This is a genomic window from Streptomyces varsoviensis, assembly GCF_000718635.1.
GTDB lineage: Bacteria > Actinomycetota > Actinomycetes > Streptomycetales > Streptomycetaceae > Streptomyces > Streptomyces varsoviensis.
The window spans coordinates 234,564-259,696 of record NZ_JOBF01000002.1; the positions used below are offsets into that span (position 1 = coordinate 234,564).

The window sequence follows — 25,133 nt, forward strand, 5'->3', positions numbered from 1 at the left end:
CTTCCCCATGTCTTCCCAGCCTGTCCTGGTGCCCATCCAGGTCGACGCCCTTGTGGTGACCACCGATGCGCTGGCCGCGGGACACTTCAAACGCTGGCACCCCGACTTCCAAAACCTCCTCAACCACCAGGACCCCGAAGACGCCAGTCTGGTCGATTTCACCAGCCCGAAATGGCACTGCGGCATGTACCTGCACTGGCGGCTTCCGGAAAGCCTGTGCGAGGGCAAGCAGCAGCCGGACGGCTCACTGGCCTTCCCCAAGATCCCCAACAGGTGGCTCATCATCCGCACCAGCGGAAAAGACGCCGCCGCCCGCACCGTCAGCGGCGCCTGGGTCATCGAAAGCGACTACCTCGACAGCCAGCACCCGAACCCGGTGGACGGCATGGACGAGGGCACCTCGCCCTACCTGCTGACCCGCATCGACGGCCGTGACATCTCCCCGCCCCAAAGGGATTCCCTGGGCGCGCGCACCGTCGGCACCGACCCGAGCGCCTGGCAAGAGCGCAACCCCGACGGGGAGCTGTTCCTGGACATCCTCGGCCCCGGCCTGCCGACCTTCTCCGCCTTCCAGCCCTACAACGAAAACGTCCTGTCCTTCCACGACAGCAGTATGGACTGGCCCAGCGACGACGTGCAGCATCCCGAAGAGAAGTGGACGCTGAGCTACTGCGTCCTGGGCTGGTATTCCAACGCCGCTTACGACCCCGCCCGCACCAAGAACGCCAAAGGCGCGCTCGAGGACCTGCGCTGGCAGCTGGAGCGGCCGGACGCGGCGGGGGCCGGCTCCGTCTACTACGGCACGGTCTTGGCGCTGAGCGGGTCGGGAGCCGGCGAGGCCGTCAACCGGCCGAGCTCCGGGAACGTGAACATCGCCATCGGCAGCAACATCGATGACGCGTGGACCGCGCTGCCTCCCACCGACGGCCCCGAGGCCGGGCCCGGCGAGCGCAGCACCGCCGGCGAACGCCGCCACCAGGCCCTGGCCGCCCTGCTGGCCGGCACCTGCGAATACCTCAACACGCCCGACGGGCCCGTCAAGACCGCCTTCGCCCAGCACGCCGCCGGGTTCGGCACCGCGCCGACCACCCCGCAGTGGTCCCTGACCGGCCCACCGACCCCGGGCCCGCCCCAGACCCCGGACGCCCAGCCGCCCAGCTCCGAGGAGCTGGCCGACCTCAACCACCGGCAAGCACAGCTGCGGCAAGCGGACGCCGCACTGGCCCAGGCCCGCCAGCGCCTGGCCGACCTGTGGCGCCTGAGAGGCATCAGCGAACACGAGGGCCAGGCCGAGAAGGCCGAGGCTTTGAAGGCGGAGCTGCACCACGCCCTGGAGGAGGCCACCCGCCAGCGCGAGGCCACCGCCACGCTGCGCCAAGACCTCGCCCGCCAGCACGCCAGCGTGCAAGCGGCCGCCCAGGCCGCCGGTCTGTCGCTCGCCTCGTCCCCCGCGGCCCCCTTCGAGCGCCCCCAAGACCCCACCATCCTCCTGCAGGGCCCCGGCATCGACCAGCCCCTGACCCCCGACGGCCCGCTGGCCTGCCGCCTGCCTGACGAGGTGCTCCCCGATCTGCCCGGCCTGCCCGCCCCCGACCGCGTCGATCCCCCCTACACCGACCTTTTGCCTCAGCACCTGCGCAGCCTCGCCGCCAAGGCCTTCGCCGAGTTCACCGCCCTCGACCAGGCCGCCCACCACCCCGTCCCCGGCCAGGACGCCGACAGCCTCCTGCAGCACCTGCTGAGCGCCCCCGAGCACACCTCCACCGCCCAAGCCCTCTCCCCCCACACCCGGGCCTGGAAACCGCCCTGGTTCCCCCTGCTGCTGGAATGGAAAGGCCGCTGCGCCCCCATCCCCTTCAGCTCGGCCGAGCACAAGCCGCTGTGGAGCTTCAACGGCACCAATTACGCCTGGAACGGCAGCGGCGACCACACCCCCGGCACCCTCGGCGGGCGCCTGCCCCTGACTCCCCTGCCCGGATTCGTCGCCTCCCGCAAGGCCGACCACATCGCCCGCAATCGGCCCGAGGACATCACGCCCGCCTACCGACGCTTTTCCGACACCGCCAACCGCTGCGACATGCTCTCCCAGAGCCTGCAGGGCCTCAATGCCTGGTTCCTCCAGCGCAGCCCCATGCCCTACTACCTGCCCTCACCCGACACCACCGACGACACCGACCGGGCCGTCGCCCAGCATCTGACCGAGACCACGCCCGGCACCTCCACCGCCCGTACGGTGCGCCTGCCCCAGCCCGCGGCCGACCCCGCCCACCCCGGCTTCCAGCCGGTGCGGGCCGGCCAGATCTACCTGGAGGAAGTCACCCTCATCGACCGCTTCGGCCAGACCACCTCCCTCATGCTGGACCAGACGAAGGTCTACACCAACAGCCCGCCCGCCCCGGACAAGATCGCCAAGGACATGACGTCCTTCCGCAGCAAAGTCGTCCAGCTGCCCCCGCGCCTGCTCCACCCGGCCCGCCTGCGCCTCGATGCCGTCGACCCCGACGACGACCGCAACCTCGCCCCCGACATCCCCGACACCCCGCCCACCCTCGCCGGCTGGATCCTGCCCAACCGCCTCGACCACTCCCTGGTCCTGTACACCGGCACGGGCATGCCGTTGAGCGAATACCGCCGCGGCGCCGACCCCGCCCAGGCCGCCCACCTGACCCTGCCCCTGCCCGCCGGCCGCACCCTCGACACCAACACCACCCTGGACAAAGTCCACGCCTACCTCGACGGCCTGAGCACCACCGCCCTCGAAGACCTGATCACCCTCATCGACGCCGGACTGACCACCACCGCCCGCACCGACCAGGACACCGCCGCCCTCGCCCTCCTGGCTGGCCGCCCCCTCGCCCTGCTCCGCCTGCGCCTGGCCATCGAACTCGACGGCCCCCCGCCCACCCCCGCGGTCCCCGGCACCACCCCCACCGACACCCTCACCACCCAGTGGCCGCTGCGCCTTGGCGCCGCCGACCTGACCGAAGACGGCCTCATCGGCTACTTCCTCGACGACCACTACGACCAACTGCGCACCCCCCACCCGGTCCCCGCCGAGTGCGCGGTCCTCAAGCATCTGCCTGCCGGCGATCCGGACCTGACCGTGCCCTGCGCCGCCAGTCCGCTGCCCGCGACCACCGGCCGCTACGTCACCGTCCTGATCGACCCCTGGCAAAAACTCCACGCCGTCACCGACATCCTGCCGACGCAGTCCTACCGCATCCCCGAACCCGCCGTGCGCACCGGCCTGGACGCCCTGAGCATCCCCTTCTCCACCGACCCCCTGCTCACCCCGCCCGACCCCGACCAGAACACCATCTACATGCCCAAGCCCAGCGCCTTCACCGGCCAGTGGCAATGGGCCCAACGCGCCTCCGCCACCCAGTGGAGCAGCCGGCCCAACCTCACACCCCCCACCGCCGACGCCGTCTTCCCGCCCGACCCCGCCCAGGCCCGGGCCGGCTTCCTGCAGCTCCTGGAAGCCTTCACCCGCCACACACCCCCCTCCTGACCCCAGCACAGCACCCCGCCCAGGACAGAAGGCCGACATGTACACACTCGTTCAGTCCGACTCGGGTTTCAGCATCGGTGTCATCACCACCCCCAACCCGCTCCAGGCCAATGGGGCCACCGGCCTGGGCATCGGCGACATCGAAATCCGCATCGCGCCCCTCACCCCCACTGCCCAGTGCGACAGCGTCCGCATCACCATCCCCTGCGGAAGCACCCCGGAGGACCTGACCGAACGCGGCGGGAAGGACGACTTCCAGCGCAGCGTCAGCCTGCTGCACAGCAACACACGCTGGACAGCGAGCCCCCCGGTCCTGAGCCCGGACACGAAGACGAGCAGCTTCACCGTCCACCCGGACAAGGACAAGGACAAGACCCTCACCGCGGCCGACCCACTGTGCATCAAACTCTCCAAGGTCCAGATCAACAAAATGGTCGGCACTACCTGGGTCGAGGTCGCCATCAACAAGGACGCCGCCGTGCGCCGGCAGGTGACCAAGGCGCCCCCCGGATTCGAGTTCCACAGCCTGGAGGCCAAACCCCAACTTGTCGACAACGGCAAGTCCACCCGCCTGAGCTGGCACCTGAACAAGCCGGCCAAACTCGAACTGAACTGGGTCGGCTTCGACGAGCAGGGCTACGCCCACGAAAGCATCCGCACCATCACCGACGGCTCCCAGGGCATCGTCCTCACCGCCGACACCGAAGCCCTGCACAACCACTCGTTCTTCCGGCTCACTGCCGAAGTCGGCGACAGCGCAGGCAACAACAAGGTCCACTGCTCCCTGAGCACCATGGTCTTCGTCAACCGCGGCACCTTCCAGACCGGCCCGCTCATCGTCACCGGCACCACAAAAGTCATGGGCCAGGCCCAACTGCTCGCAGGCAGCGTCAAGGCGACCGGAACGGACCCCAACGCACGCAAGACCTACACCCCTGACACTGACGGCATCGTCTGCGCCAGCCTCACCGGCAACGGAAAACCCGCACAGATCACCTTCATCGTCAGCGATGCCCCCTCGGACAAGACGATGACGGACCCCAATGACCCGCCAGGTACGCCCCTGGAAGCCCGCCGCGTCACCCTCACCAGCGCCGGAGACTGGAACTACACCGAATTCTTCGTCGCGGCAGGAAACTACTTCACCATCGGCGGCGTATCGGAGAAGGGTTCAGGAATCAGCATCCGGTGGATCCCCCTGGGCGCCGGCACCATCACTCCCTCCGGTTGACGCTTCACCGGCCGACCTCGCACGGCAACACACCCCGGCAGCCGCCGAAAGCAGCCCCGCAGCCAGCTCGCGCGGCGCTTGCAAGCCACCCACCCGGGCAGCAAGCCCGCCGCTCGGCACCTGCCAGCCCGTAGAAACAAACAGCAAACCAGGAGCCTGCAGGCCAGCCCCCGCAACCGGGCATCCCCGAACCCAGCCCACCAGCTGTGCCGCCCGCTTCCAGAAGGCTGGCGTGCTCGTCAGCACAGGCGGCGGCCCCCAACTCCAGACCCGTCACCGCAGCGCCCGGCCCGGCCCACCCGAAAGCCGGCAATGCCATCCGCAGACATCTCCCACTCAGGCTCTCCAGGCCCGCGCCGAACGCACGCACCCGCATTCGTGTCCGCCCCAGAAAGGGATTCGCTATGACCATCTCAGGACCCGAGGGCCTCTCCGATGTCTGCGCCGCCTTCTACCTCGCCAACCCCACCGACACCGCGCCCGCGCAAGACGCCGAACTCGGAAAAGCCTTCTTCCTCACCACAAAAAACACCGCTTACATCCGCTCCCTGAAAAACACCGCATCCCCCACCTGGGACTCCAGCCACTACGGCCCGAAGGACCGCCCCATCAAGACACTCTGGGTCGGCTACGGCGACTACCTGGCACCGAGTAAGACCACGCTCGCCGCCATCGTGAAGAAAGACCTGCCCTACTTCATCCAGAGCAGCACTACCGGACGCACGGTCCTGGCCCCCAACAAGAACGCCAAACCCTACGACCCGCAGGACGAGAAGAACAAGAACGCCTGGTACCGGCTCCAGCCCCGCCCCGACCAGCCGCTCAGCGGCCTGCTCCCCGACCTGCCCGCAGCAGCACAGCAGTTCACCGCGGCCACCGCCCTCGTCGAACCCAGCCGCGCCCTCGCCGTCGTCTTCGACGGCAACAAGTACTGGCTCACCGACACCGACACCGGCACCAGCTCCCTGTCCGCGGACCCCAAGACCCTCACCGTCGACGTCCGCGCCGCCGTGGCCATCGACAGCAAGACCATCCTGCTCCTCGATGCCGCCCACACCTGGTACACCGTCACCCCCCACGCCGAAGAGGACGAACAGACCGGCGCCATCGACTGGGACACCTTCCAGCTCAAGAACAGCTAAGGAAACCGCCATGAGCAAGCTCACCCTGTACACCCCCTCGCCGTTCCGCATCCGCACCATCGACACCAGCACGAATGCCCTGTTCTGGCACACCAGCAGCACAGGGGGCAGGGTGCCGTCCGACGCACGCCTCCTGCTGGATGCTCCCCGGTCGCTGGTCTACCGCACCACCGGCTCCTCCAACGTCGATGAGTTCGATGTCAGCAACCCCAAGAGCCCCACCGTGACCCAGCTGAGGACGAACAAGGGGGTGGACCTGATGTGTGCGGCTCTCGCCGGCGGCTTCGGCCAGCCCTCCCACGTCGACCAGCGCCTGTACTGCGGAGGCAGCGACGGGTTCATCTACACCTTCCCCCTGGACTCCAGCGGCAAGACCCGCAAAACCACCTCCGACCCCGCCCCCTACGAAGTCCTCGAAGCCCACCACAGGCCCATCATCGACCTCGCCATCACCTCCGACGGCACCCACGCCTTCGCCCTCATCCAAACCATCGACGGCAAAGCCTCCGCCGTCACCAAAGACCTCAAACCCATGCCCCACAACCCCCAACCCCACTACTTCGCCGACCGCCCCCAATGGGACACCATCCCCACCCCCCGCCACATCAACCTCACCCCCGACGAAAACCACATCATCGTCACCGGCGACGAGCAGTCACAAAAATGCACCATCATCGACCCAACGAAAACCGAATCACGTGAATACTCGCTCCGTTACCCTGTCGGGAAGGGTGGAACACTGCACCTTGACAACTATGCCGCATACTTTTCTTTCATGGGCATGTTCCATAACATCGCCCTCGCTGACGGTCTGGCGAACCGAGGTTTCGATGCGAACACCCCGGCCGAAAGCAATTTCGTCGCGGCCGGGGCAGGGCACATTTTGTACACTAAGCCCTCCACCACGGACGTGTCGGGCTGGCCATTTTTGTATTGCCGCCTCGCTAATTTTCGCGGGGGTGGAGAAGTCGATATCCTCTGGAGCGGCAACAAATGGCTGCCTGGCGACCATTGCGAAGACATGTTCGACGGAATCGGCTTGCTTGCCGAAGGTGGCTGAGGTGTCGACGGTGTCCGTCGTCGGGTTGCTTGTTGATTACGGCAGAGACGCGGTTGCGAATTGCGCGTAATCAAATCTTGCGGATACACGCAGCAGGCCTGTGTTTCAGCATCGGCAAGATCTGCACCCAGCCGTTTGTCGAGTGCGAAGATGCTCAGATCTGGGCCTTCGGCCAGGTAGGTAGACGGAACTCCTGACGGAAATACCTTCAGGCATCGACGGCAGACGAGTGCCACAACCGAGAGTGAGGAACGCTCCATGGATGTCAACGCAAGGCCCAACGCCACGTCCCGGGCTATACCCGTACCAGCCCTCCTGATGGCCGCCGCCCTGGCCGCAGCCGCCACCCCGATGGCGACCGCCGCCCCCGGCGCCACCTACTACCTCGACTGCCAGAGCGGTAACGACACTGCGTCCGGCACCTCGCCCGCCACCCCCTGGCGCACCCTCGCCCAGGCCAGCGCTCATACCTATGCCCCCGGTGAGCGCCTGCTCCTCAAACGCGGTACGGAATGCAAAGGCGTGCTGGCGCCCAAGGGAAAGGGAGCGGACGGGGCCCCCGTCCAGATCGACGCCTACGGGAGCAAGAGCGAGAGCAAGCCGCACATCGAGGGCGGGGGCACCCGCGCTGCGCTGCTCCTCGTCAACACCGAACAGTGGGAGATCCGCAACCTCGACCTCTCCAACACCGGACCCAAGACGAAAACCGACCGCCGCGCGGGCCTGTACGCCGAGCTCACCGACTACGGCATCGCCCGCCACTTCGTCGTCGAGGGCATCGATGTCCACGACGTCCTAGGGGCCGACTTCAAGGACCCGGACCCGAGCGGGGGAATCCTCTTCACCGTAAAGGGGACCAAGACTCCCACCCGGTTCGACGACCTCCGCGTCAGCCGCTCCACCGTCCGCCATGTCGACCGAACCGGTATCGCCACATCCTCCACCTGGGAGCGCGGTGACGAGACCGGGCTCGTGCAATCCACCGGAGTCGTGTTCACGCACAACAAGGTGTACGACGTCGGGGGCGACGGCATCGTCGTGCAGAAGTCGCGCGGCGCCCTCGTCGAGCGCAACTACGTCGACGGATTCAACAGGCGGTCGGACGGCTACAACGCCGGCGTCTGGGCCTGGGACTCAGATGACGTCCTGTATCAGTACAACGAGGTTACCGGGGGCCACGGAACGCGGGACTCCATGGCGTACGACATCGACGGCGGCAACAACCGCAACGTCTACCGGTACAACTACAGTCACGACAACGAGGGCGGGTTCCTCCTCGTCTGCAACGCCGCTGGGAGGGTGAGCGACGGGAATCGCGTCCACGACAACATCAGCATCAACGACCGGAACACGGCCTCGCCCTACGGTGTGATCTCCGTTGTGTGCGGTGCTTCCACCGATACGCGCGTCTACCGCAACACCGTCGTCACCAACCGGTCCGACACCGCGCTTGTCTCCAACCGCGACAACCTCACCGGCGTCACTTTCCAGGACAACGTGTTCGTGGGCGCGGCCGGCCAGGACTCTCCCATCCACGACACGGTCAGCGCCTACCACAACAACCTCTACTGGCGCACCGCTCAGCCCCGTGATACGGCGGGCCTTCGCACCGATCCGCTGCTCAGGTCCGCCGAGCCGGGCGTCCCGGACGATGTACGCCTGAGGGCCGGCTCACCCGCGCGCGGGGCCGGATCCGTGAAAGAAGGCGGGAAGGACGGGACCGCGTACGACTACTTCGGGAACCCTATTTTGGAGCCGCCCAACATCGGAGCGGACCAGTCGAAGTGAAGAGGGACAGCGCCTGCAGCGGGCCTGTGCCGCCGCCGACAACGCCCCCCTCGCCTTCTGGGCCAACCTCCGCTACAGCTCCGGCGCCCCCTACGGGGCGCTGGGCCTCATCGAGCGGGCCCTGGACCACCGACACAAGATCACATCCGGGCGGGTCATCGCGATGCTGCCCGCCCGGCAGGCCCGCGCCCACTCCACGGCCGGCGAACCCAAGACCGCCTACCGGGCCATCGACGCGGCGTTCGCCGCCTACGACCGCGCCGGGCCCGCCGCACACGACCTGCCCTCGATGTACTGGCTCTCCCACGGGGAGGCCCATGAGGTGGCCGCCTCGTGCGCACTCTCCCTCGGCGAGCCCGGCCGCGCGCTGGAGCACTTCTACGCCGCCCTGCGGCACGAGGGCCCCTACGACACCACCACCGAGGCACGCGGTACGGGCATCTACCTCGCCCGCCAGGCCGAGGCCCACCTCACACTCGGCGACCTGGACGCCGCCATCGCCGAGCGCGCCATCGAGCAACTCGGCGGAGCCGACTCCGCCCGCGGTACCAGCACCCTCGCCGAGTTGCGCGGGCAGCTCGCCATCCACCGCAAGGCCCGCCCCGTCGCGGACTTCCTCGACCTCACGGCGTGACCGCTTCCCGCTCGGACAGGGTGGTGACGTTCCCGCCCGCCTGCCGGAGCTGAGCGATCAGGCGGGCGTTGTCCTCCTCCAGCTCAACGGTGCGCAAGGTCAGGACCTGGATCTGGTTGGCGTACGTGGCGAGGGTGTCCTTCAGCTCGCGGACCTCACCGGCATGCGCGCTGCGCAGCTCGCGCTCCGCCTTCTTCAACCGGGACACTTCCGCGCGCAGTTCCTCCGGTTCCGGACGGCGGGTCTGCGGTGCTTCCAGGATCTCTTTCACCGCCTGTGCCACCGGCGAACGGTAGTAGGACGCGCGGGACACCCCGGCCTCGGTGCACACATTGACAACTGTGATCTTGCCGTCGGTGAGCTCGGGCAGGCCGTGCATCAGCCGCTCGAATGCCTCCATGAGCGCGCGGTCGATGTCCGTCAGCACCCGGCCGCCGGCCGAGAGCCGCTCGAAGGTGTGCCGGATCCGCAGGCGGGTCTCGTCATTCACGCAGCCACCTCAGCCTTCTCCTGCTCATCGTCGACTGGGTGGATGCCGTCGATGACCTCGTCGAGCTCGGCTGCGTACGAAGAGAGGGCAGCGATCTGCAGACGGGTGAGCGAGCTGCGCTCCTTCACGTCCGTCTCCAGCTCCCGCGCCGCCTGGTCTCTCGCTGTGATCAGTCTGGGCAGGTGAATGGCCGACCGGCGGGCGTTGGGGCAGGACAGGCACATGTTGTGCAGGGGCAGCGGGCGACCCAGCGCCGTAGCCCGGCTGCGGCAGACGGCGGTGGCCGACTGGTAGAAGCAGTCGTTGAGGACGCCCGGGTGGAGGGTCTTGGTGAGGTGCTTGAGCATCGTCCGTAGCCGGGACGGGCTGGCGACGACGCCCGGCAGGTCGCCGAGTTCACGGCGGATGCGTTCGAACTCGGCGTCGATGCGCTTGGCGGCTCCTCCCGTGGAGCCGCCGCCCTCGTTCCAGTCCCGGTACAGGTCCTCGACGTAGTCGAGCTTGGCGATGGCTTCCTCGGTCGCCACCTCGGCGGCGAAGCCGGAGGCGGAGGTGCCGGCATACCCCTCGAACATGGTGATCTTGGCATGCTGAAACTGCCGGGCACCTGCCACGATGCCGAACGGCTGATGGGCAATGTACCAAGCCAATGTTCGACGAAATTGACGCGAATCGAACGACCATGGGACGCCGTCGTCGCCCAGGCCGTCCTCGGCTTCACCGTCGTGGTCGGGGTCGCCGCTGACCCGTTCGTTGGGAATGAACGGGCCATCGGCGGTGCTGAACAGCTCGTTGACGTGATCGCGGAAGCGGTCGAGCTGACCGCCCTTCGTCGGTGCGGCAAGGACAAAACCATCTCCCAGCCGGTAGCCGAACAGGTGTGTCGGATCGTCGTTGAGCTGCCGAAGCACAGCGACGGCGCGGTGGACAATCTCCAGGACCACCCACTCGGCCTCGTCGCCGGACAGCGCGCGCCCCTTGAAGACGCGACCGCGGATCTTGAAGCGGGCCCGGCCCTCCTCCCCGGCCCCCGTGAACGCGCAGTCGGGCCCAAGCTCGCGCACTTCAGCGCCACGCATGCCACTCAGGAAGGAAAGCACCAGCCAGCAGGCCGTCCGCAGGAACGCGATCTCCTCCCGCAGCTCCCTGGGACCCAAACCCGCACGCCACGGCTTGCCGCTGTCGGGCCACAGCGACACCGCGGTGTGCAGGCCGCCGGGCCCGTAGCCGAGTTCCTTGGCGGCCTCGCTCAGCATCCGCCGAAGGGCCGGATTCGTTTCGATCACTCCGCACTGGAGGCCGGCCAACCTGGCGTTGGGGGCCTGGACCACACCATCGACGACCTCAGCGTCCGGGCAGGTGTGGTGCTCCTTGTAGGGGAGGGCGGGAACGGGGCGGCCTGACGCACGCAACTCGTCAATGTACTGAGCGACCTTGCCCTTTGCGGTCCCTCGCCAGTTGCGGCCGCGAGCCTTGTCCGCGGCCTTCAGGTCGGCGAGTTCGCGTCGGGCGGCCAGGATGTCGCGGCTGGCCGTCTCCACGTAGAAGACGGCAGCCTTCAGCAGAGGGCTGCTGATGTACTCCGGAATGCGGAGCGTGGAGTTCTCGCTGTCCCTCTTCAAGCCCGCGACATGGAGTGCCGACCGACCGGCCCATGGGCTGATCGCCAGTCGGTCGGCGCTGAGGAAGGCGCCGTGGGCGAAGAGGTGCTGCGTTGCCAGGACATGCAGGGCAGCGGCATTCGCGGAGGTCTTCTTCCACTGCTCCAGTGCAGCCTTGAAGTCCTTCCGGGTCGCCGCTGCAAGGCGCGGAACGCCGAGGTCCTGCAGCGTCGTGATGACGGAGCGTGCGTACCAGAAGGCGCTGTAGAAGTTGGTGAGCTTCATCGGCCGGCCGCTGCGATGCCCTGGCTTCGGTGATCCCGTGCCCCTGCGCAACCGGGAATAGAGGTACTCCTTGACCGTCAAGACGGTCACCGGGTCCTCGGTGTCGATGAAGGTGAGCCGGTATCGATCCATGCTGCGCGGCAGGAACGGACGAAAATCCCACACGTCCTCACCAAACCGTGGGCCGCGGCACCCGGCGGACTCGCTGAGGTGTTCGGGAAGCACATACGCGTCGTCGGGCACCAGCGTGGAGGGGCGCCTCGCGTCAGCGGGGATGGCGGTGGTCATGTCGTCAGCTCCAGGAACTGGGCGGGCAAGGCGTACGGGGCAGCGGATTCGGCAATCGCCTGTGCAGTGATCCGCTGCTGGCGGGTGAACTTCGGCAGGATCCCGGAGATGATGCGTTCCCAGGCCAGCCCGTAGCGGACCTTCCACTCGGCGATGGACAGCTCATCGCGCTGGCGGTCGAGGAACGCGGCGAAGCTGTAGATGCTGGGCAGGTGCCGGGTGGTGAAGACGGCGTTGGGGCACTCCATGCAGCCCCAGATCGCTGTCGGGCATCCGGAGCCCTTCTTCAGCGCGTACGGCGAGTTGTAGAAGTCCTTGCACGAGGCAAGCCACACGTCGTTCTCGCCGGACAGCGCGGCCGCGACCTCCGGAGGCGTCAGCTGTGCGCGGCCCTCATCGGCCCGCTCGCCCTGGCCGGTGAGAACCACCGGCGGCGCGAGCGCGGTGTCCAGGACCTCGCGCAGACCATTTTCGACGGCGACTTCGTGCAGTTCACGGTGGGCTTCGATGTCGGCGTAGTGACGGGCCGCGACCTGCGTGGAGTGGCCCTCGGCGAAGTCCTCCAGGATGCCGGCCGCCTGCCGGTAGCGGCGCGACTTGTAGGTCTTGCGCAGACGCCGCATGTCCAGGACGACGGGGCGTCCATCGGTGTCCTTCATCTGATCGATGCCGTGGCCGGCGGCCCACGCCGCCATCTCCTCACGCAGCGGCGATCGCACCCCGGGGCGGAATCCGGCCTGCAGCCCCAACCGTCCCGTGTGGGCCCACAGCACGTCGCTGTCAGTGTGCTGGCGACCGCGGGCGGTCAGCCGCAGAGCCAGGCGGATGACCCCGGCCGGGTGGTGCAGGGCCCCTCCGTCGGCCACGCGCAGCGTCTTGTGGGAGTTGTTGCGGGCCCGCTTCTTGACGTAGGCGATGCTGACGTAGCCGCGCGCCGGGTTGACCAGGCAGTCGGCCTTGAGCGCACGGGCGCACTCCGGCTCCAGACCGGTCTGGCAGGTCAGCAGCACGAGGAAGGCCAGCACATCGGTGCGCGTCAGAAACATCCGGGCGTTGGTCCGCAACTGGCCGCCGAACAGTCCCACCCCGCCGCGGACCCTGTTGTCCGCGCGGTCCTCCTTCGTCAGCGGGCCATGGCGGGCGATGTGCCACAGTACGTTCTCCGGTTTCCGCCAGCCGCCCGTCGCAGGATCCTCACCGAGGGCGGCGAGGCGCTCACCCTCCAAGATGCGGTCGCGCACCTTGCGGATGTCCGCCAGCGCGGCCGCTTCGACGGCTTCGAAGACAGGGGTCGGATACGCGTCCAGCGGCCTGTGCGTGACGGTGGCCTTCACGACGGCGAAGCCCAGCCGGGCCTGCATCGCCAGGCCGAACGCATCAGGATCCTCGTCACGGACCAGCCGCAGCAGCCGCAGGAGGCCGGACATCGTCGCGTACGGGATGTTGGAGTTCGTCTCCCGGTAGTCGGCGATGAGTTTGAGCTCGAACGCTTCGAGCAGTTCCGGGGTGAGGTCGTCCACGTCGAAGTGCTCGGCATCGTCGGGCTCCGCCTGCGCTATGAAGCGGACGAACCCCTCGATCTGCCGGACGGTTGTCTCGGTGGTGAACACGGCGCGCTGTTCCCGCTCCCGCCCGGCGACGCCGGCCAGGGCCCGCACCAGGTGCCGCACCAGTCGGGGGCACGGCAGGTGCGAGAGGTCGAAGCGGCGCTCGATGCCGTCGTCGAAGTGCGCCGAGAACGCGACCGGCCCGATCTCGGGCACGGGATCAGGCGCCGGGGGGAGGTTGTCCGGGGAGGGGAACCGTACGCGTCGGCCGGGCCGGCGGCTCATGCAGCCACCTCCACCCGGTCCAGCACTGCGGCCTGGGCGTCCCACTCCGCCATCGCTGCCAGGACGATCTCCTGGGCCTCGTCCAGGAGGTCCAGGTAGATGTAGACCGTGGACTCGTGGGTGTGTCCCAGCAGTTGCTGCAGCTTCCGCATCGGGTTGCCGATCAGCAGGCGCCTGAGCTCGGCTCGCGCCAGGCGTTGGTCGTCGCGTCGGCCGAGCGCCCGGATCGTCTGCCGCAAGAGCAGCCCCAGCATGTGAACGGCGTAGAGGTGGCGCAGGGTATGCGGGGAAATCGCCAAGTCGATGCCGAATTTCGCGCACCGCTCGTTCGCTCGCCGGAAGGCCGACTGCCAGGTCGATGGGCTCAACGGCTGGCCGTCCTCGCCGAGCCACAGCCACAACGGTTCCCCGGCGCTGCCATCGGGGCACACCCTCGCCAGCCGTCTCCGCTCCGCGGGCCCGATTTTCGCGTAGGACCAGCCGCGGCCGGTGCCGAGCGTGAGAGCGTGTCGGCCCGCTCGCCGCACCAGCACGGCGCTGTCGCCCCTGGCGTAGGCGCCCTCGGCGAGTCGTCGGGTCACGAGCTCGTCACGCTCGATGTCGATGAAGTGGTGCAGCGACCGCAGCATCCGCAAGGTCATGAACACAGTGCGGGCCTTATTCCGCTTGGTGACGGCCTTCGACAGGTGCACGTCGCCCGTTATTCGACGACCAGTGACCAGCGGTGGAATCTCCGGGACGAGCAACGACGATGCCTCGCTCAGCCGCATGCCCGTGTAGACGATGAGGTCGGCGAACATGGCGTTCCGCTCGCCGTTGCGGCCCCGCCACCGAGGGTCGCGTCCGCCTTCGGGAAGCTCGCCCCTCAGCCCGACGTCCCTCCACAGGAGGTAGTCCTCGAAGGACACAAACCGCACCGGTTCGTCCTCCGGGCCGGCGACATGCTCAGCGTTGACCCGCATGGTGCGGGGCCCGTCGTGCGTCATCACCGTCTTGTCGGCGTACCGGAAGGGCTCCTTGGTCAGCAGCTCCTCGTAGAGCGCCCAGGCCACCCACTTGTCCAGGGCGGCTATCGAGCGGTTCCAGGTTCCCACCGACACCGAGTCCAGCCCGGAGAAGAGACGAACTCGCTTGTAGGCGCGCAGATCCTCGCTGTCGCACTCCCAGATCGTCTTGCCGTTGCGTGACTCGCTCAGGAACCGGCAGAAGAGCATCACGTCTCTGCTGTAGCTCTCGATGCTGTTGTCGGCGGTGACGCCCCAGCTATCCAGCTCTCGAAGGAAGCGGTTCAGGTGCACGTCGTACGAACCATCGGCGCCGAGGATGAAGGGCTGCCCCTCCTTGACGCCAGCTCGGTCCAGGACAGTGCACGGTCTGACCGTCCAGGCGTCGAGTCTGAGCCCTGCGGTGCGGGTACGCCTCGTCGTACGAAGCTCGACCGTTGCGGACATCGGCGGCAGCATGCATCTCCCTGCGGGCGGGGGTGGAGTGGTGCCGAGACGGCTCTCACGACTGGGTAGTCAGTCGATCATTGAGACAGCGGCAAGCGCCAACATAAAGCCCGAAGACCGCCTCGCCGGCTTGCTGTTGCTCCTCTATGCCCAGTGGCCCGCCGCGATCTCCCGGCTCACCGTCGACCACATCGAGGAGACTGACGGAGCCGTTCGCATCCGCCTCGGCGCCGTTCCGGTCGAGCTTCCTACACCCGTCGCTGCCCTGGCCCGACAGCAGGTCGCGGCCCGCCGCAGTCACGCCGTCCTCGGCCGACAAGAATCACCTTGGCTCTTCCCCGGCGGCCAGCCCGGCCGACCGATCAGTGCCTGGGCCATGGGCGAGAGGCTCCGCAAACTCGGCATCCGGCTCGCGGAAGCCCGCTCGACCGCACTGTTCCAGCTCGCCACCGAGCTGCCCGCCGCGGTCCTCGCCCGCACCCTCGGCCTCGACATCACCGTTGCCGTCAAATGGCAGCGAGCCGCCGCCGGAGACTGGGCCGCCTACGCAGCAGAGATCAGCCAACGAGCCACCCGCCATCTCCAAGGAGAAGACGTACATGCCCCTCGATGACCAGAGCACCTGGGCTCTGCTCCGACAGCTCGATGACCCGCAGCACATGGAGTTTCCCCGTGGCTACGACCCTGGCGCCACCCGAGCCCGGTTTGAGCAGCTCGCAGTCCGTTTGGACGCGCGGTTCCAGTGCACCTGCACCGTCGACCGCCAGGTCCAGGACGCCAGCCACCACGGGACGATCGTGGTCCCGGCAACCGCCGCCGACAGCGCCGAACACATCACGGTGACCATCAGCAACTTCGGGAACCTGGCCGTCGTGACCTTGGGCAACCCCGGGAGCTACAACGAGGAAGAAGAGCGCGAGCTCTTTCACCCCAGCGACCGACTCCGCGTCGAGGAAGAACTCGAAGCCCTCGGCTACACCGTCATCTCAGAGCACCTGCTCTGGACGAGATACGAGGGCGTCAGCGACCTCGTCTCCTACTACCCGCCCGAGCACCCCCCGACGTGGTGGATCCGCTTCTTCGACTACCTGTGATTCCCGCCTGCGGTGTCCTCGGCAGAGGCATTCCGAGAGTTCCAATACCCGAGCCCACCATTACGGGTCAGCCAGGAGCGACGCCGTGAGGCTGTCGACCGGGTCACCGCGTTGCAGTTCGACCGCCGCGGCACCCGCGTCTGGCGCAAAGCACAAGGACTCCTGGACTCCGAGCACGTGCGGCGGGCCATCGGCGAAGTCGCCACGGCCTACGGCATCTGCCTGGAACCCCACAACGTCGCGGCCGGCGGCCAAAGCTGCCCACTGCGCTTCCGCTGCATCGGCTGCGACCACTTCCGCACCGACGTCTCCTACCTACCTGACCTGGAGCGATACCTCTCAGATCTCCTCCGCAGCCGGGAGCGGCTGATGTCGGCCTTCGAGGCCGACGACTGGGCCCGCAGCGAAGCGATGCCCTCCGAAGAGGAGATCAGTCGGGTCCGCCGTCTGATCAACCGGGTCAAGGCAGACCTGGACGACCTCTCGGACGAAGAACGTGCCCAGATCGAAGTCGCGGTCGCCGTGGTCCGCCGCGGCCGCTCAGTGATGCTGGGCATGCCCCGCGTCGGCCAGCCACTTCCCGACGTCAGGCCCTGGAGGCTGCCGTGATCCCTGCCCTGCGTAACGGCCGTCAGGCCGACACCGAGCGGCGCCGACAGCGGGTCGCCAGCGCAGTGAAGAGCGCCGCGGGGAACGGCACGCCCACCAGCGTCTCGGCCATCGCCCGGCAAGCCGGAGTAGACCGCAGCTTCCTCTACCGACACCGCGACCTCCTGGAGATCGTGCACGCGGCCGAGCTCGAACCTGCGGCTCAGGACCCGGTAGGCACTTCGCCGGTGAGCCGAGCCTCGCTTCAGGCCGACCTCGCGAACGCCCAGGCTCGCAACACTCGCCTGGCCTCCCGCATTCAGCAGTTGGAGAGGCGGCTCTCGCAGGTGCTGGGAACGCAGGCATGGCAGGAATCGGGCCTCGGAGCCCCAGCAGACATCGACGAGTTCCAACGCAAGATCACGAGGCTGGAGCAGTAGAACGTGGAGTTGACCGCCTCGCTGGAGGAGGACCGATCCGGTCTCGATGCCGCGAGGGAGGCCAACCGGGACCTGACCAGAGCTCTCAACCAGCGCGGTTGAGACGCCCAGCCGTCACCGCCTCTTGCATGCGACCCGCCCGCCGAATGAGGCCACAAGTGCCGACAGCAAGCGTCCAGAACAGGAGAGGAAGAGCAGCGACCCGTTCCATACCTCCCATGCCCAGACCGAGGTAGTGGTGGGAGAGGAACAGCCCGAAGGCCGTGAGTGCGGTGACCCCCAGCAAGCTGGTGCCCCACCGCAGGGGGGTCGGTACGTGTTCTGCCAGGCTGAACCCCGCCACGCCGAGACCGATGTTGCCCGCTGCCATGATGAAGAGGGCGCCCAAGAGATGCTGGTTCTCGTTGGCGTCCGCAGGAGCCAGCCCGGCCAATACGAATCCCACGCCGGCACCGGCGAGCAGCAGACGGGCCACGGCAGCGGCCCGTCCCCTGCGCCAGAGGACACCACCGGTCAGGGCAGCACCGACAACGAACAGCACTCCCAGGGCGACGAACGAAACATTCATCAGACCGTGCTCGGGGGAACAGATATACCGCGGCTCGGGCTCTGGCTGCAGAGCGCAGTGAGCGTTGCCTAAGTCGCTGATGTTGTTCTGCGCCCAGCTATACGGTCTGGCCCAAGCCGACTCGACAATCCAGTGGGTGACGAAGAATTGCACCACGCCCACGATCCATGCCGAGCACCCGATCCGGACTCTCACCTGTCCACCTTCCGCCACGCGAATAACGTGCGGACAGCCGATCATGCGGCGCCGGACTCAGGCGCTCCGACAAGCCCCCCGGAACGGGGTGGGGGAGACCCTACTGCGGCCGGGAGCAGGGGTCCGCGGAACGAGTGTCATCACAAGTAGCGCCACAGGTGTTGCACACGGTATTGTCGCTCACACCGGCGCTGAGCTGCACAAAGTGACCTCCACTCGCCTCGCGCCACACGGTCGCCCCCAGAGAAGGCGGTCGGCCCCGGTCCCGTACGCGATCCTCGACAGCCTGCCCGCCACGTTCAGCGGCAGGCCGCTGTGGGACTGGCATGCCGATGCCGCGTGGACCTACCAGGTGACCTCGGTGGGGGAACGCGACGACCAGGTGCAGTGGCTCGCCGACCGCGTGCGCCACGGTGTGGTGGGGCGCAGCGGCGACCGCTGGTCCTACGACTTGGATGTTCCTGAAGCCCGGGTCATCGACCGGGCGTTGGAGCACGACAGCGGTGGCGAGCCGTCCGTGTCGGCGGCAGGCAGTATCGTTTCCTACGTGCAGCGGTTCACGATCACCGTGTCCTCTGCCGCATAACTGATTGCCCTCACCGCGGAGGCCCGCGCGGACGCCAGGCCCAAGGCCAGGCGCACCCCCTGGAGTTCAAGGGGCAGGGCCTCGGCGCGGGACGCTGCCCCAGAAATGGGAGCGGACCTGTGTCCCCGAAGAAGCCTGCCGCCCAGACCCGATTCCTGCGGCGCGGCCGCCGCCACCATCCACGAGCACGGCGAGGACTGACGGTGGCCCGCCCCGCACCGGGCCCCGCCTCCGCCGAGGGCGCGCCCCTCCGCCGGCGGAGGGGGCGTGGGCAGCCAAGATGGATCGCCTGCGTCAGCGCGCCCGTCCCCGCGACAAGCTACGGATCTGCGATGACGAGCAGCTACGCGAGAAGGCCGACGAGGCCGAGCGGGCGGCGGAGCGGGCCCGCTCCGCCGCCCGCTCGGCCTCGTCGGCGACGGAGCGGCGGCCCGGCGCGCGGCCGACGCGGAAGCGGCCAGCCAGGCCGCCCGCGCCACTGTGGACGACGCATCCGACGTCCTGACCTCCCTGGCACTGCCGCGCCCCGTCCTGGAGGAGCTGATCGCCGCGCACCCCCTACGGACGAGCAGGCCCAGGAAGGGGCGGTGTTCAACCACGAGAGCTTTCCCCCGGCGCTGATCTCGAAGAGGACCGCCGATGCCGGCGAGCTGTCAATGTTGGTTCCGCTCGGTGGTTGCACAGCTAAAGGAGGGCGGTAAGCGAGGTCGGTATCCCGGTGCCGTCACGGTCACCAACCTTGTGCGCTGGGAGTGGATTCGCTCACGGCAGAGATGCAATAGCTTCGAAGGACTGGAACCTGCTGCGGAGTCCATGTCAACGTACAACGTCCCCGGAAAATGTGTCCATTAAGGGACGTGAGGCGCTGCTCTAAGTTGAGTGCCTGCCGACTGGGCGCAGACAAAGTCGAGATGGCCCTTCGACGCTGAAGGCTTCCACGAAGCCCTGACGTGAGGATTACTCCTGTCCGAAGCCACCGTGCGTTCCCTGCGGTTTACCGCCCCGGTTCTCTTCATCCTCGGCGTCTTGGAAGGCTCGACCGCGTCACGACGCTGGGATCATGGCACTCTCGCCACCGCCCTGTGCCTCTGCGTCTGCTCAGCCTTCCTCTTTGTGGAGGACCAGATACAGCGCGGCTATCGCTGTGATCGCACGGTTCTTGCGCATATCGCTGCTCACCCTGGTGCCTTCATTCTGCAAGTTGCTCGCGCCGTCGGTTTCGGCGAGCGAGTGGTGGTCCGTAGCCTTCGCCGCCCCACTGATGAAGGCTTCCTCGTTTTGGAATCGGACGGTGCGATGCCAGCTCTCCGGTCGCACCGACTGGCTTCGTAGACCCTCGGCCTCGGGTCGGGCAGAGGATTCCGTGCAGCATAGTCCTGTATATAGCCGATGAGCCGCGGTTAGCCAAACCGGGGATCATCCACACCCTGGATGTAGTTCGCACCGGCTGCTAGGCGGTGGACCGGAAGCGAACTGCGCCCTGCTGGCCCGCACTCGGCACCTACCGCCGCAATGAACGGCAAGATGGCGGCTGAATCGTCATACACCTTCCCGAGTGCGGGAACGGCTGGCGACTGTTGTCAGCCGAGCGGGTGGGGGGCCTGCTTCTCTTCTCCAGGCGGGTCCCTCGCTCACATCTCACAGAAAGCTCTCATGCCCACACAGTACGAACCCACTCTTGGCGCAGCGTTCCTGACCGTCAAGGATGCCGCTGCGTATCTTGGTCTGTCGCCGCACACGCTCTACGTCTGGCGGCATCGGCGGCAGGGCCCGCCGAGTTTTCGGATGGGGCCGCGCGGCCGTGTCGTGTACAGACGTGATTCCCTCGACGGCTGGATTCACGAACAGGAGCAAGCCGACTCCCGTTCCAATGAGGCTCTCAACCCGTTGAATACTTGAGTGCGGTATCGATTTGGTCGCCCCCCAGCCCCTGACGCACAACGTTGTAGGGGGCGTCTGCATTGTCGAAAGAGAGAGGTTCTCCTGGCCGGCTACATCGAAGACCGCTGGATCAAGAAGAAAAAGGACCCGATAACGGGTAGGAGAGAGAGGACCGCTCGGTACGGCAAAGGGAAGCGGTACAAGGTCGCCGGTATACCGGGGGTCAGGGATCGTTCTTTCGACACCTTTGAGGACGCTAAGGCGTGGTTTCGCCGGTCGGCTACGGACGAGGAGCGCGGGGAATTCGTGGACCCTCGCGACGGGTCCCTCACGCTGGCTGACTACATCGCGACGTACTGGGCCCCGGGCGGCGGGGGAGTTCCGAAGACTCGGGATGGCCAGGAGCGTCGTGCCCGGCTTCATATTGTCCCGCACCTGGGTGAACTGCCGCTCAGGGACATTACCGCGGCGGAACTACGCGCGTATATGGCGAAGTTGGTCGACACGGTCTCGTCGGTCGACTACCGGCGCGGCATCCTGTCCGAGCTGTCGAGCATTCTGGAGGCGGCCGTCGATGACAAGCGGCTGGCCAGGAACCCGATGCGCGCGAAGTCCGTACGGTGGCCCACAGCGTCCAAGGAGCGGCGGGACGCATGGCCGCTGGAGACAGCACTACGGGTTCGGGACGCGATCAGCCCGCGGCGCCGGATAACTGTCGTGGTCGGTCTGGGGTGTGGGCTCCGCCAAGGGGAAGCGTTTGGCTTGAGCCCCCGGGACATCGACTGGGCGAGGGGCGTGCTTCACGTTCGCCGGCAGGTGCAGACGATCAAGGGGAAGAAGTACTTCGCCTTGCCGAAGGGCGCGAAAACGCGCACGGTTGACATGCCCCCAGCGGTCGCCGAGGAGCTGAAGCGCCACGCCGAGGCGTTCCCGTCGTTGGAGGTGGAGCTTCCATGGGAGGCGCCGGGACCGGACCGGCCGACACGGAAGGTCTCGCTCCTTCTCACCACGCGCATGGGTAATGCCGTCTCCGTGAACACGTGGAACACCTATACGTGGAAGCCGGCGCTCGCCGCGGTGGGCATCATTCCGCCGCTCCCCGAGGGGGCGAAACCGTGGCAGTGGGCGGCGGCGCCGAAAGACGGGTTCCATGTGCTGCGGCACACCTATGCCTCGATCATGCTGGAGGCGGGTGAGTCGGTGGTGACGTTGGCACGGTGGCTCGGGCACTCTTCGCCGGCTGTCACGCTCGGTTACTATGCTCACTTCATGCCGGAGGCCGGAAGCAGGGGACGTGCCGCGATCGACGGGCTGCTCGGGGACGAGGGAGGGGGCGGTGTGCCGGCCGAAACTCCCCAGATTCTCCCCAGGGCTGATTCCGGCGATTCTTCAAGGCTCACACCTCCCGAAGCCCGTCGTTGATTATTAGGCTAAATACTCATGGAGCCTGGGAAAGTGCTAGAGAAATTCACCGCCACCCGCTATATCACGCCCTTGCGTGAGGGTGGCTCGCTGCCGGGGCTCGTCGAGGCCGACGACCTGGGTACGTACGTCATGAAATTCACCGGTGCCGGTCAGGGGCGCAAGACGCTCGTGGCCGAGGTGATCTGCGGGCAGCTCGGGCGCAGGCTGGGGCTGCGGGTGCCGGAGCTGGTGGGGTTGGAGCTGGATCCCGTCATCGGGCTGGGGGAGCCGGACGAGGAGGTGCAGGATCTGCTCAAGGCCAGCGGCGGGCTGAACCTCGGGATGGACTACCTGCCCGGGTCGCTCGGGTTCGACCCGCTGGCCTTCGAGGTCGGCGCGGCGGAGGCCGGGCGGGTGGTGTGGTTCGACGCGCTGATCAACAACGTCGACCGGTCCTGGCGCAACCCGAACCTCCTGGTCTGGCACGGTGAGCTCTGGCTCATCGACCACGGGGCCACCATGATCTGGCACCACAACTGGCCCGGCGCCCGGCAGTCGGCCGCCAAGCCGTACGACGCCTCCGACCACGTGCTCGCCCCCTTCGGCCCGGACATCGCCGCGGCCGCCGCGGAGCTGGCGCCCCTGGTGACCGAGGAACTGCTCACCGAGGTCGCCGCCGACGTGCCCGACGAGTGGCTCGTCGACGAGCCGGGTTTCGACAGCGCGGACGCGCTGCGCCGCGCGTATGTCGAGGTGCTGCTGGAGCGCGCCCGTACGGTCACCGAGGGGATCACGCTCGGCGCGCCCACGAAGGACAAGCCCTCGCAGGCCCCGGAGTGGCTGGCCGCCCGACTGCACCGGAAGGCCGTCAAGTGACCGCAGCGAACCATGGCCGCGATGTCTTCGAGTACGCCCTGCTGCGCGTCGTACCGAACGTCGAACGCGGCGAGATGATCAACGCCGGTGTGCTCGTCTACTGCCGCGCGAAGCGCGTCGTCATCGCCCGTACGCACCTGGACGAGGCGCGGCTGCTGGCGCTGGCCCCCGCCGTGGACGTCGAGGGCGTACGGGTGGCGCTCGGCGCGGTCGAGGGGGTCTGCCTCGGCGGCGAACGGGCCGGGCAGGCCGCGGGGGACGACGCGGGCCGGCGCTTCCGCTGGCTGATCGCGCCGCGCTCCACTGTCGTACAGCCCGGCCCCGTGCACACCGGGCTGACCACCGATCCGGAGGCGGAAGCGGAGCGCCTGCTCGACCTGCTGGTGAGGTGAGCGGGGGAGGCCGTTGACAGCCGGTGGCCCGGCTTCTAGCGTCAGCTCTGCTGAAGGTACTAAGCGGTTGCTCACCCATCGGCGGGCCGGGTGGTGCGCCGCTCCAGACGGACCGGGGCGGTGCGCCGCCTCCGAGGTGAGGAGATCCGGCATGTCCACCACTGAGCAGCGCGTAGCCGTCGTGACCGGCGCGGCCCGCGGCATCGGCGCGGCCACCGCCGTCCGGCTGGCCGCCGAGGGCCGCGCCGTCGCCGTGCTCGACCTCGACGAGGCCGGCTGCGCCGCCACCGTGGAGAAGATCACCGCCGCGGGCGGCACGGCCCTCGCCGTCGGCTGCGACGTCGCCGACCCGGCGCGGGTCGAGGCCGCCGTCGAGCGGGTCGTGGCCGGACTCGGCGCCCCGACCATCCTCGTCAACAACGCGGGCGTGCTCCGCGACAACCTCCTCTTCAAGATGAGCGAGTCCGACTGGGACACGGTCATGAACGTGCACCTGCGGGGCGCCTTCCTGATGTCGCGCGCCTGCCAGAAGCACATGGTGGACGCCGGCTTCGGCCGTATCGTCAACCTCTCCAGCTCCTCCGCCCTCGGCAACCGGGGCCAGGTCAACTACGCCGCCGCCAAGGCCGGGCTGCAAGGCTTCACCAAGACCCTCGCCAAGGAACTCGGCAAGTTCGGCATCACCGCCAACTCCGTTGCCCCCGGCTTCATCGTCACCGACATGACCGCCGCCACCGCCGAGCGCGTCGGCATGGGCTTCGAGGAGTTCCAGGCCGCCGCCGCCACCCAGATCCCCGTCCAGCGGGTGGGCGTGCCCGACGACATCGCCAACGCGATCGCGTTCTTCACGGGCGACGCGGCCGGATTCGTCTCGGGACAGGTCATGTACGTGGCCGGCGGCCCCCTCAACTGACCCGGGCCAACCGATCCCGGTCCACCGACCCCGCCCGGTCCACCGACCCCGCCCGGTCCACCGATCCAGGCCGACGAACGAGGAACGACACACCACATGAGCGCACAGAACCAGGAGCACACCGCGGACACCGGAGAGCACGGCTCCGGGCGGGTCGCCATCGTCACGGGCGCGAGCCGGGGCATCGGATACGGCGTCGCCGAGGCGCTCGTGGCGCGCGGCGTCCGCGTCGTCATCACCGGGCGCGGCGAGGAGGCCCTCAAGGAAGCCGTGCGGCGGCTCGGCGAGGACCGCGCGATCGGCGTGCCCGGCAAGGCCGCCGACGAGGCCCACCGGGCCGCCGTCGTCGAGCGCACCATGGAGACCTTCGGACGCGTCGACTACCTCGTCAACAACGCGGGCACCAACCCGATCTTCGGCCCCATCACGGAGCTGGACCTCGGCGTGGCCCGCAAGGTGTACGAGACCAATGTCCTCTCCGCCCTCGGCTTCGCCCAGTCGACGTGGCAGGCGTGGCAGAAGGAGCACGGGGGCGCGATCGTCAACATCGCCTCCGTCGCCGGCGTCTCCGCCTCCCCGTTCATCGCCGCGTACGGCATGAGCAAGGCCGCCATGGTGAACCTCACGCTCCAGCTCGCCCACGAGATGGCGCCGAAGGCACGGGTCAACTCGATCGCCCCGGCGATCGTCAAGACCAAGTTCGCGGCCGCCCTCTACGAGGACCGCGAGGAAGAGGCCGCCGCCCGCTACCCGATGGGGCGGCTCGGCATCCCCGCGGACATCGGCGGCGCGGTCGCGTTCCTGCTCTCCGACGCGGCGGCCTGGATCACCGGCCAGAACCTCGTCGTCGACGGCGGACTGTTCCTCAACGCCGGGGTATAGC

25 protein-coding genes are annotated in these 25,133 nt (G+C 68.1%); 18 read left to right on the top strand and 7 right to left on the bottom strand.

The window, feature by feature from the left end:
* Nucleotides 1-7: 7 nt before the first annotated feature.
* From IF55_RS03575 to IF55_RS03600, 6 genes are all read left to right on the top strand, one after another.
* Entirely contained in the window at nucleotides 8-3,511 is a 3,504-nt protein-coding gene (locus tag IF55_RS03575) for a hypothetical protein (protein ID WP_157854237.1), read from the top strand.
* Between the two features lie 37 nt (nucleotides 3,512-3,548).
* On the top strand, nucleotides 3,549-4,742 hold the full coding sequence (locus IF55_RS03580) for a hypothetical protein (protein WP_030874526.1): 1,194 nt from the start codon (nucleotides 3,549-3,551) through the stop codon (nucleotides 4,740-4,742).
* 404 nt (nucleotides 4,743-5,146) lie between these two features.
* Nucleotides 5,147-5,884 (top strand): hypothetical protein, encoded by a 738-nt coding sequence (locus IF55_RS03585; protein ID WP_030874525.1) that lies wholly within the window; start codon nucleotides 5,147-5,149, stop codon nucleotides 5,882-5,884.
* A gap of 10 nt (nucleotides 5,885-5,894) precedes the next feature.
* On the top strand, nucleotides 5,895-6,944 hold the full coding sequence (locus IF55_RS03590) for a hypothetical protein (RefSeq protein WP_030874522.1): 1,050 nt from the start codon (nucleotides 5,895-5,897) through the stop codon (nucleotides 6,942-6,944).
* 258 nt (nucleotides 6,945-7,202) lie between these two features.
* Entirely contained in the window at nucleotides 7,203-8,732 is a 1,530-nt protein-coding gene (locus IF55_RS03595; RefSeq protein WP_157854236.1) for a right-handed parallel beta-helix repeat-containing protein, read from the top strand.
* 13 nt (nucleotides 8,733-8,745) lie between these two features.
* Nucleotides 8,746-9,366, top strand: a complete 621-nt coding sequence (locus tag IF55_RS03600) for an NsdA family TPR-like regulatory protein (RefSeq protein ID WP_482700672.1) — start codon at nucleotides 8,746-8,748, stop codon at nucleotides 9,364-9,366.
* On the opposite strand, the gene IF55_RS03605 is transcribed toward IF55_RS03600, so the two are convergent.
* Genes IF55_RS03605 through IF55_RS39135 form a run of 5 tightly spaced genes read right to left on the bottom strand, consistent with a single transcriptional unit; the run spans nucleotide 9,356 to nucleotide 15,632 of the window.
* Nucleotides 9,356-9,856, bottom strand: coding sequence for a hypothetical protein (locus tag IF55_RS03605; RefSeq protein ID WP_037962328.1), 501 nt, complete (start codon nucleotides 9,854-9,856; stop codon nucleotides 9,356-9,358). The two genes, IF55_RS03600 and IF55_RS03605, sit on opposite strands and share 11 nt — an antisense overlap.
* Complete coding sequence (locus IF55_RS03610; RefSeq protein ID WP_030874514.1) at nucleotides 9,853-12,030, bottom strand: hypothetical protein; 2,178 nt, start codon at nucleotides 12,028-12,030, stop codon at nucleotides 9,853-9,855. Before IF55_RS03610 ends, IF55_RS03605 begins: the two co-directional genes overlap by 4 nt.
* Nucleotides 12,027-13,862 (bottom strand): hypothetical protein, encoded by a 1,836-nt coding sequence (locus IF55_RS03615; protein WP_030874512.1) that lies wholly within the window; start codon nucleotides 13,860-13,862, stop codon nucleotides 12,027-12,029. Before IF55_RS03615 ends, IF55_RS03610 begins: the two co-directional genes overlap by 4 nt.
* Nucleotides 13,859-15,313 carry a tyrosine-type recombinase/integrase gene (locus tag IF55_RS03620; RefSeq protein ID WP_106980309.1) on the bottom strand — a complete coding sequence of 485 codons (1,455 nt, stop codon included), beginning with the start codon at nucleotides 15,311-15,313 and terminating at the stop codon, nucleotides 13,859-13,861. The genes IF55_RS03615 and IF55_RS03620 overlap by 4 nt, the downstream gene beginning before the upstream one ends.
* Before the next feature lie 55 nt (nucleotides 15,314-15,368).
* Entirely contained in the window at nucleotides 15,369-15,632 is a 264-nt protein-coding gene (locus tag IF55_RS39135) for a hypothetical protein (protein WP_157854235.1), read from the bottom strand.
* Between the two features lie 57 nt (nucleotides 15,633-15,689).
* Between IF55_RS39135 and IF55_RS39140 the strand changes: the two genes are divergently transcribed.
* The 4 genes from IF55_RS39140 to IF55_RS03640 all read left to right on the top strand — a co-directional run bounded on the left by IF55_RS39140 (nucleotide 15,690) and on the right by IF55_RS03640 (nucleotide 17,435).
* Nucleotides 15,690-15,926, top strand: a complete 237-nt coding sequence (locus IF55_RS39140; protein ID WP_157854234.1) for a hypothetical protein — start codon at nucleotides 15,690-15,692, stop codon at nucleotides 15,924-15,926.
* Nucleotides 15,913-16,407: a hypothetical protein gene (locus IF55_RS03630; protein WP_030874506.1), complete on the top strand. Its 495-nt coding sequence runs from the start codon at nucleotides 15,913-15,915 to the stop codon at nucleotides 16,405-16,407. The genes IF55_RS39140 and IF55_RS03630 overlap by 14 nt, the downstream gene beginning before the upstream one ends.
* A gap of 111 nt (nucleotides 16,408-16,518) precedes the next feature.
* On the top strand, nucleotides 16,519-17,016 hold the full coding sequence (locus IF55_RS03635) for a hypothetical protein (RefSeq protein ID WP_245661044.1): 498 nt from the start codon (nucleotides 16,519-16,521) through the stop codon (nucleotides 17,014-17,016).
* A complete protein-coding gene (locus IF55_RS03640) occupies nucleotides 17,013-17,435 on the top strand; it encodes a DUF6262 family protein (protein WP_245661045.1) in 423 nt (140 codons plus the stop codon). Before IF55_RS03635 ends, IF55_RS03640 begins: the two co-directional genes overlap by 4 nt.
* A gap of 85 nt (nucleotides 17,436-17,520) precedes the next feature.
* Here the strand turns inward: IF55_RS03640 and IF55_RS03645 are convergent, their stop codons facing one another.
* Nucleotides 17,521-18,159, bottom strand: coding sequence for a DUF998 domain-containing protein (locus tag IF55_RS03645; protein ID WP_157854233.1), 639 nt, complete (start codon nucleotides 18,157-18,159; stop codon nucleotides 17,521-17,523).
* Nucleotides 18,160-18,403: 244 nt separating this feature from the next.
* On the opposite strand from IF55_RS03645, the gene IF55_RS03650 reads away from it, so the two are divergent.
* Together IF55_RS03650 and IF55_RS39145 are read left to right on the top strand one after the other, a co-directional pair.
* A complete protein-coding gene (locus tag IF55_RS03650) occupies nucleotides 18,404-18,784 on the top strand; it encodes a hypothetical protein (protein ID WP_030874499.1) in 381 nt (126 codons plus the stop codon).
* A 280-nt stretch (nucleotides 18,785-19,064) separates the two neighbouring features.
* A complete protein-coding gene (locus tag IF55_RS39145; RefSeq protein ID WP_157854232.1) occupies nucleotides 19,065-19,289 on the top strand; it encodes a hypothetical protein in 225 nt (74 codons plus the stop codon).
* 593 nt (nucleotides 19,290-19,882) lie between these two features.
* Here IF55_RS39145 and IF55_RS39150 read toward each other — a convergent pair.
* Nucleotides 19,883-20,101 (bottom strand): hypothetical protein, encoded by a 219-nt coding sequence (locus tag IF55_RS39150; RefSeq protein WP_030874497.1) that lies wholly within the window; start codon nucleotides 20,099-20,101, stop codon nucleotides 19,883-19,885.
* Between the two features lie 336 nt (nucleotides 20,102-20,437).
* On the opposite strand from IF55_RS39150, the gene IF55_RS36720 reads away from it, so the two are divergent.
* From IF55_RS36720 to IF55_RS03680, 6 genes are all read left to right on the top strand, one after another.
* Nucleotides 20,438-20,683: a helix-turn-helix transcriptional regulator gene (locus IF55_RS36720; protein ID WP_078643550.1), complete on the top strand. Its 246-nt coding sequence runs from the start codon at nucleotides 20,438-20,440 to the stop codon at nucleotides 20,681-20,683.
* Entirely contained in the window at nucleotides 20,684-22,087 is a 1,404-nt protein-coding gene (locus IF55_RS03660) for a tyrosine-type recombinase/integrase (RefSeq protein WP_245661046.1), read from the top strand. It begins immediately after the preceding gene.
* 33 nt (nucleotides 22,088-22,120) lie between these two features.
* Complete coding sequence (locus tag IF55_RS03665; RefSeq protein ID WP_030874493.1) at nucleotides 22,121-22,945, top strand: HipA family kinase; 825 nt, start codon at nucleotides 22,121-22,123, stop codon at nucleotides 22,943-22,945.
* Complete coding sequence (locus IF55_RS03670; RefSeq protein ID WP_030874491.1) at nucleotides 22,942-23,337, top strand: DUF3037 domain-containing protein; 396 nt, start codon at nucleotides 22,942-22,944, stop codon at nucleotides 23,335-23,337. Before IF55_RS03665 ends, IF55_RS03670 begins: the two co-directional genes overlap by 4 nt.
* A 151-nt stretch (nucleotides 23,338-23,488) precedes the next feature.
* The gene (gene fabG, locus IF55_RS03675) at nucleotides 23,489-24,250 is read left to right on the top strand and encodes a 3-oxoacyl-ACP reductase FabG (protein ID WP_030874489.1); all 762 of its coding nucleotides are present in this window, start codon (nucleotides 23,489-23,491) and stop codon (nucleotides 24,248-24,250) included.
* 96 nt (nucleotides 24,251-24,346) lie between these two features.
* Nucleotides 24,347-25,132 carry an SDR family oxidoreductase gene (locus tag IF55_RS03680; protein ID WP_030874487.1) on the top strand — a complete coding sequence of 262 codons (786 nt, stop codon included), beginning with the start codon at nucleotides 24,347-24,349 and terminating at the stop codon, nucleotides 25,130-25,132.
* Nucleotide 25,133: the final 1 nt, after the last annotated feature.

Coding starts and splice junctions, on each gene's coding strand:
- IF55_RS03575 (WP_157854237.1), top strand. CDS start 8: ATGTCTTCCCAGCCTGTCCTGGTGCCCATCCAGGTCGACGCCCTTGTG.
- IF55_RS03580 (WP_030874526.1), top strand. CDS start 3,549: ATGTACACACTCGTTCAGTCCGACTCGGGTTTCAGCATCGGTGTCATC.
- IF55_RS03585 (WP_030874525.1), top strand. CDS start 5,147: ATGACCATCTCAGGACCCGAGGGCCTCTCCGATGTCTGCGCCGCCTTC.
- IF55_RS03590 (WP_030874522.1), top strand. CDS start 5,895: ATGAGCAAGCTCACCCTGTACACCCCCTCGCCGTTCCGCATCCGCACC.
- IF55_RS03595 (WP_157854236.1), top strand. CDS start 7,203: ATGGATGTCAACGCAAGGCCCAACGCCACGTCCCGGGCTATACCCGTA.
- IF55_RS03610 (WP_030874514.1), bottom strand. CDS start 12,030: ATGACCACCGCCATCCCCGCTGACGCGAGGCGCCCCTCCACGCTGGTG.
- IF55_RS03615 (WP_030874512.1), bottom strand. CDS start 13,862: ATGAGCCGCCGGCCCGGCCGACGCGTACGGTTCCCCTCCCCGGACAAC.
- IF55_RS03620 (WP_106980309.1), bottom strand. CDS start 15,313: ATGTCCGCAACGGTCGAGCTTCGTACGACGAGGCGTACCCGCACCGCA.
- IF55_RS39140 (WP_157854234.1), top strand. CDS start 15,690: ATGGGCGAGAGGCTCCGCAAACTCGGCATCCGGCTCGCGGAAGCCCGC.
- IF55_RS03630 (WP_030874506.1), top strand. CDS start 15,913: ATGCCCCTCGATGACCAGAGCACCTGGGCTCTGCTCCGACAGCTCGAT.
- IF55_RS39145 (WP_157854232.1), top strand. CDS start 19,065: ATGGATCGCCTGCGTCAGCGCGCCCGTCCCCGCGACAAGCTACGGATC.
- IF55_RS36720 (WP_078643550.1), top strand. CDS start 20,438: ATGCCCACACAGTACGAACCCACTCTTGGCGCAGCGTTCCTGACCGTC.
- fabG (WP_030874489.1), top strand. CDS start 23,489: ATGTCCACCACTGAGCAGCGCGTAGCCGTCGTGACCGGCGCGGCCCGC.
- IF55_RS03680 (WP_030874487.1), top strand. CDS start 24,347: ATGAGCGCACAGAACCAGGAGCACACCGCGGACACCGGAGAGCACGGC.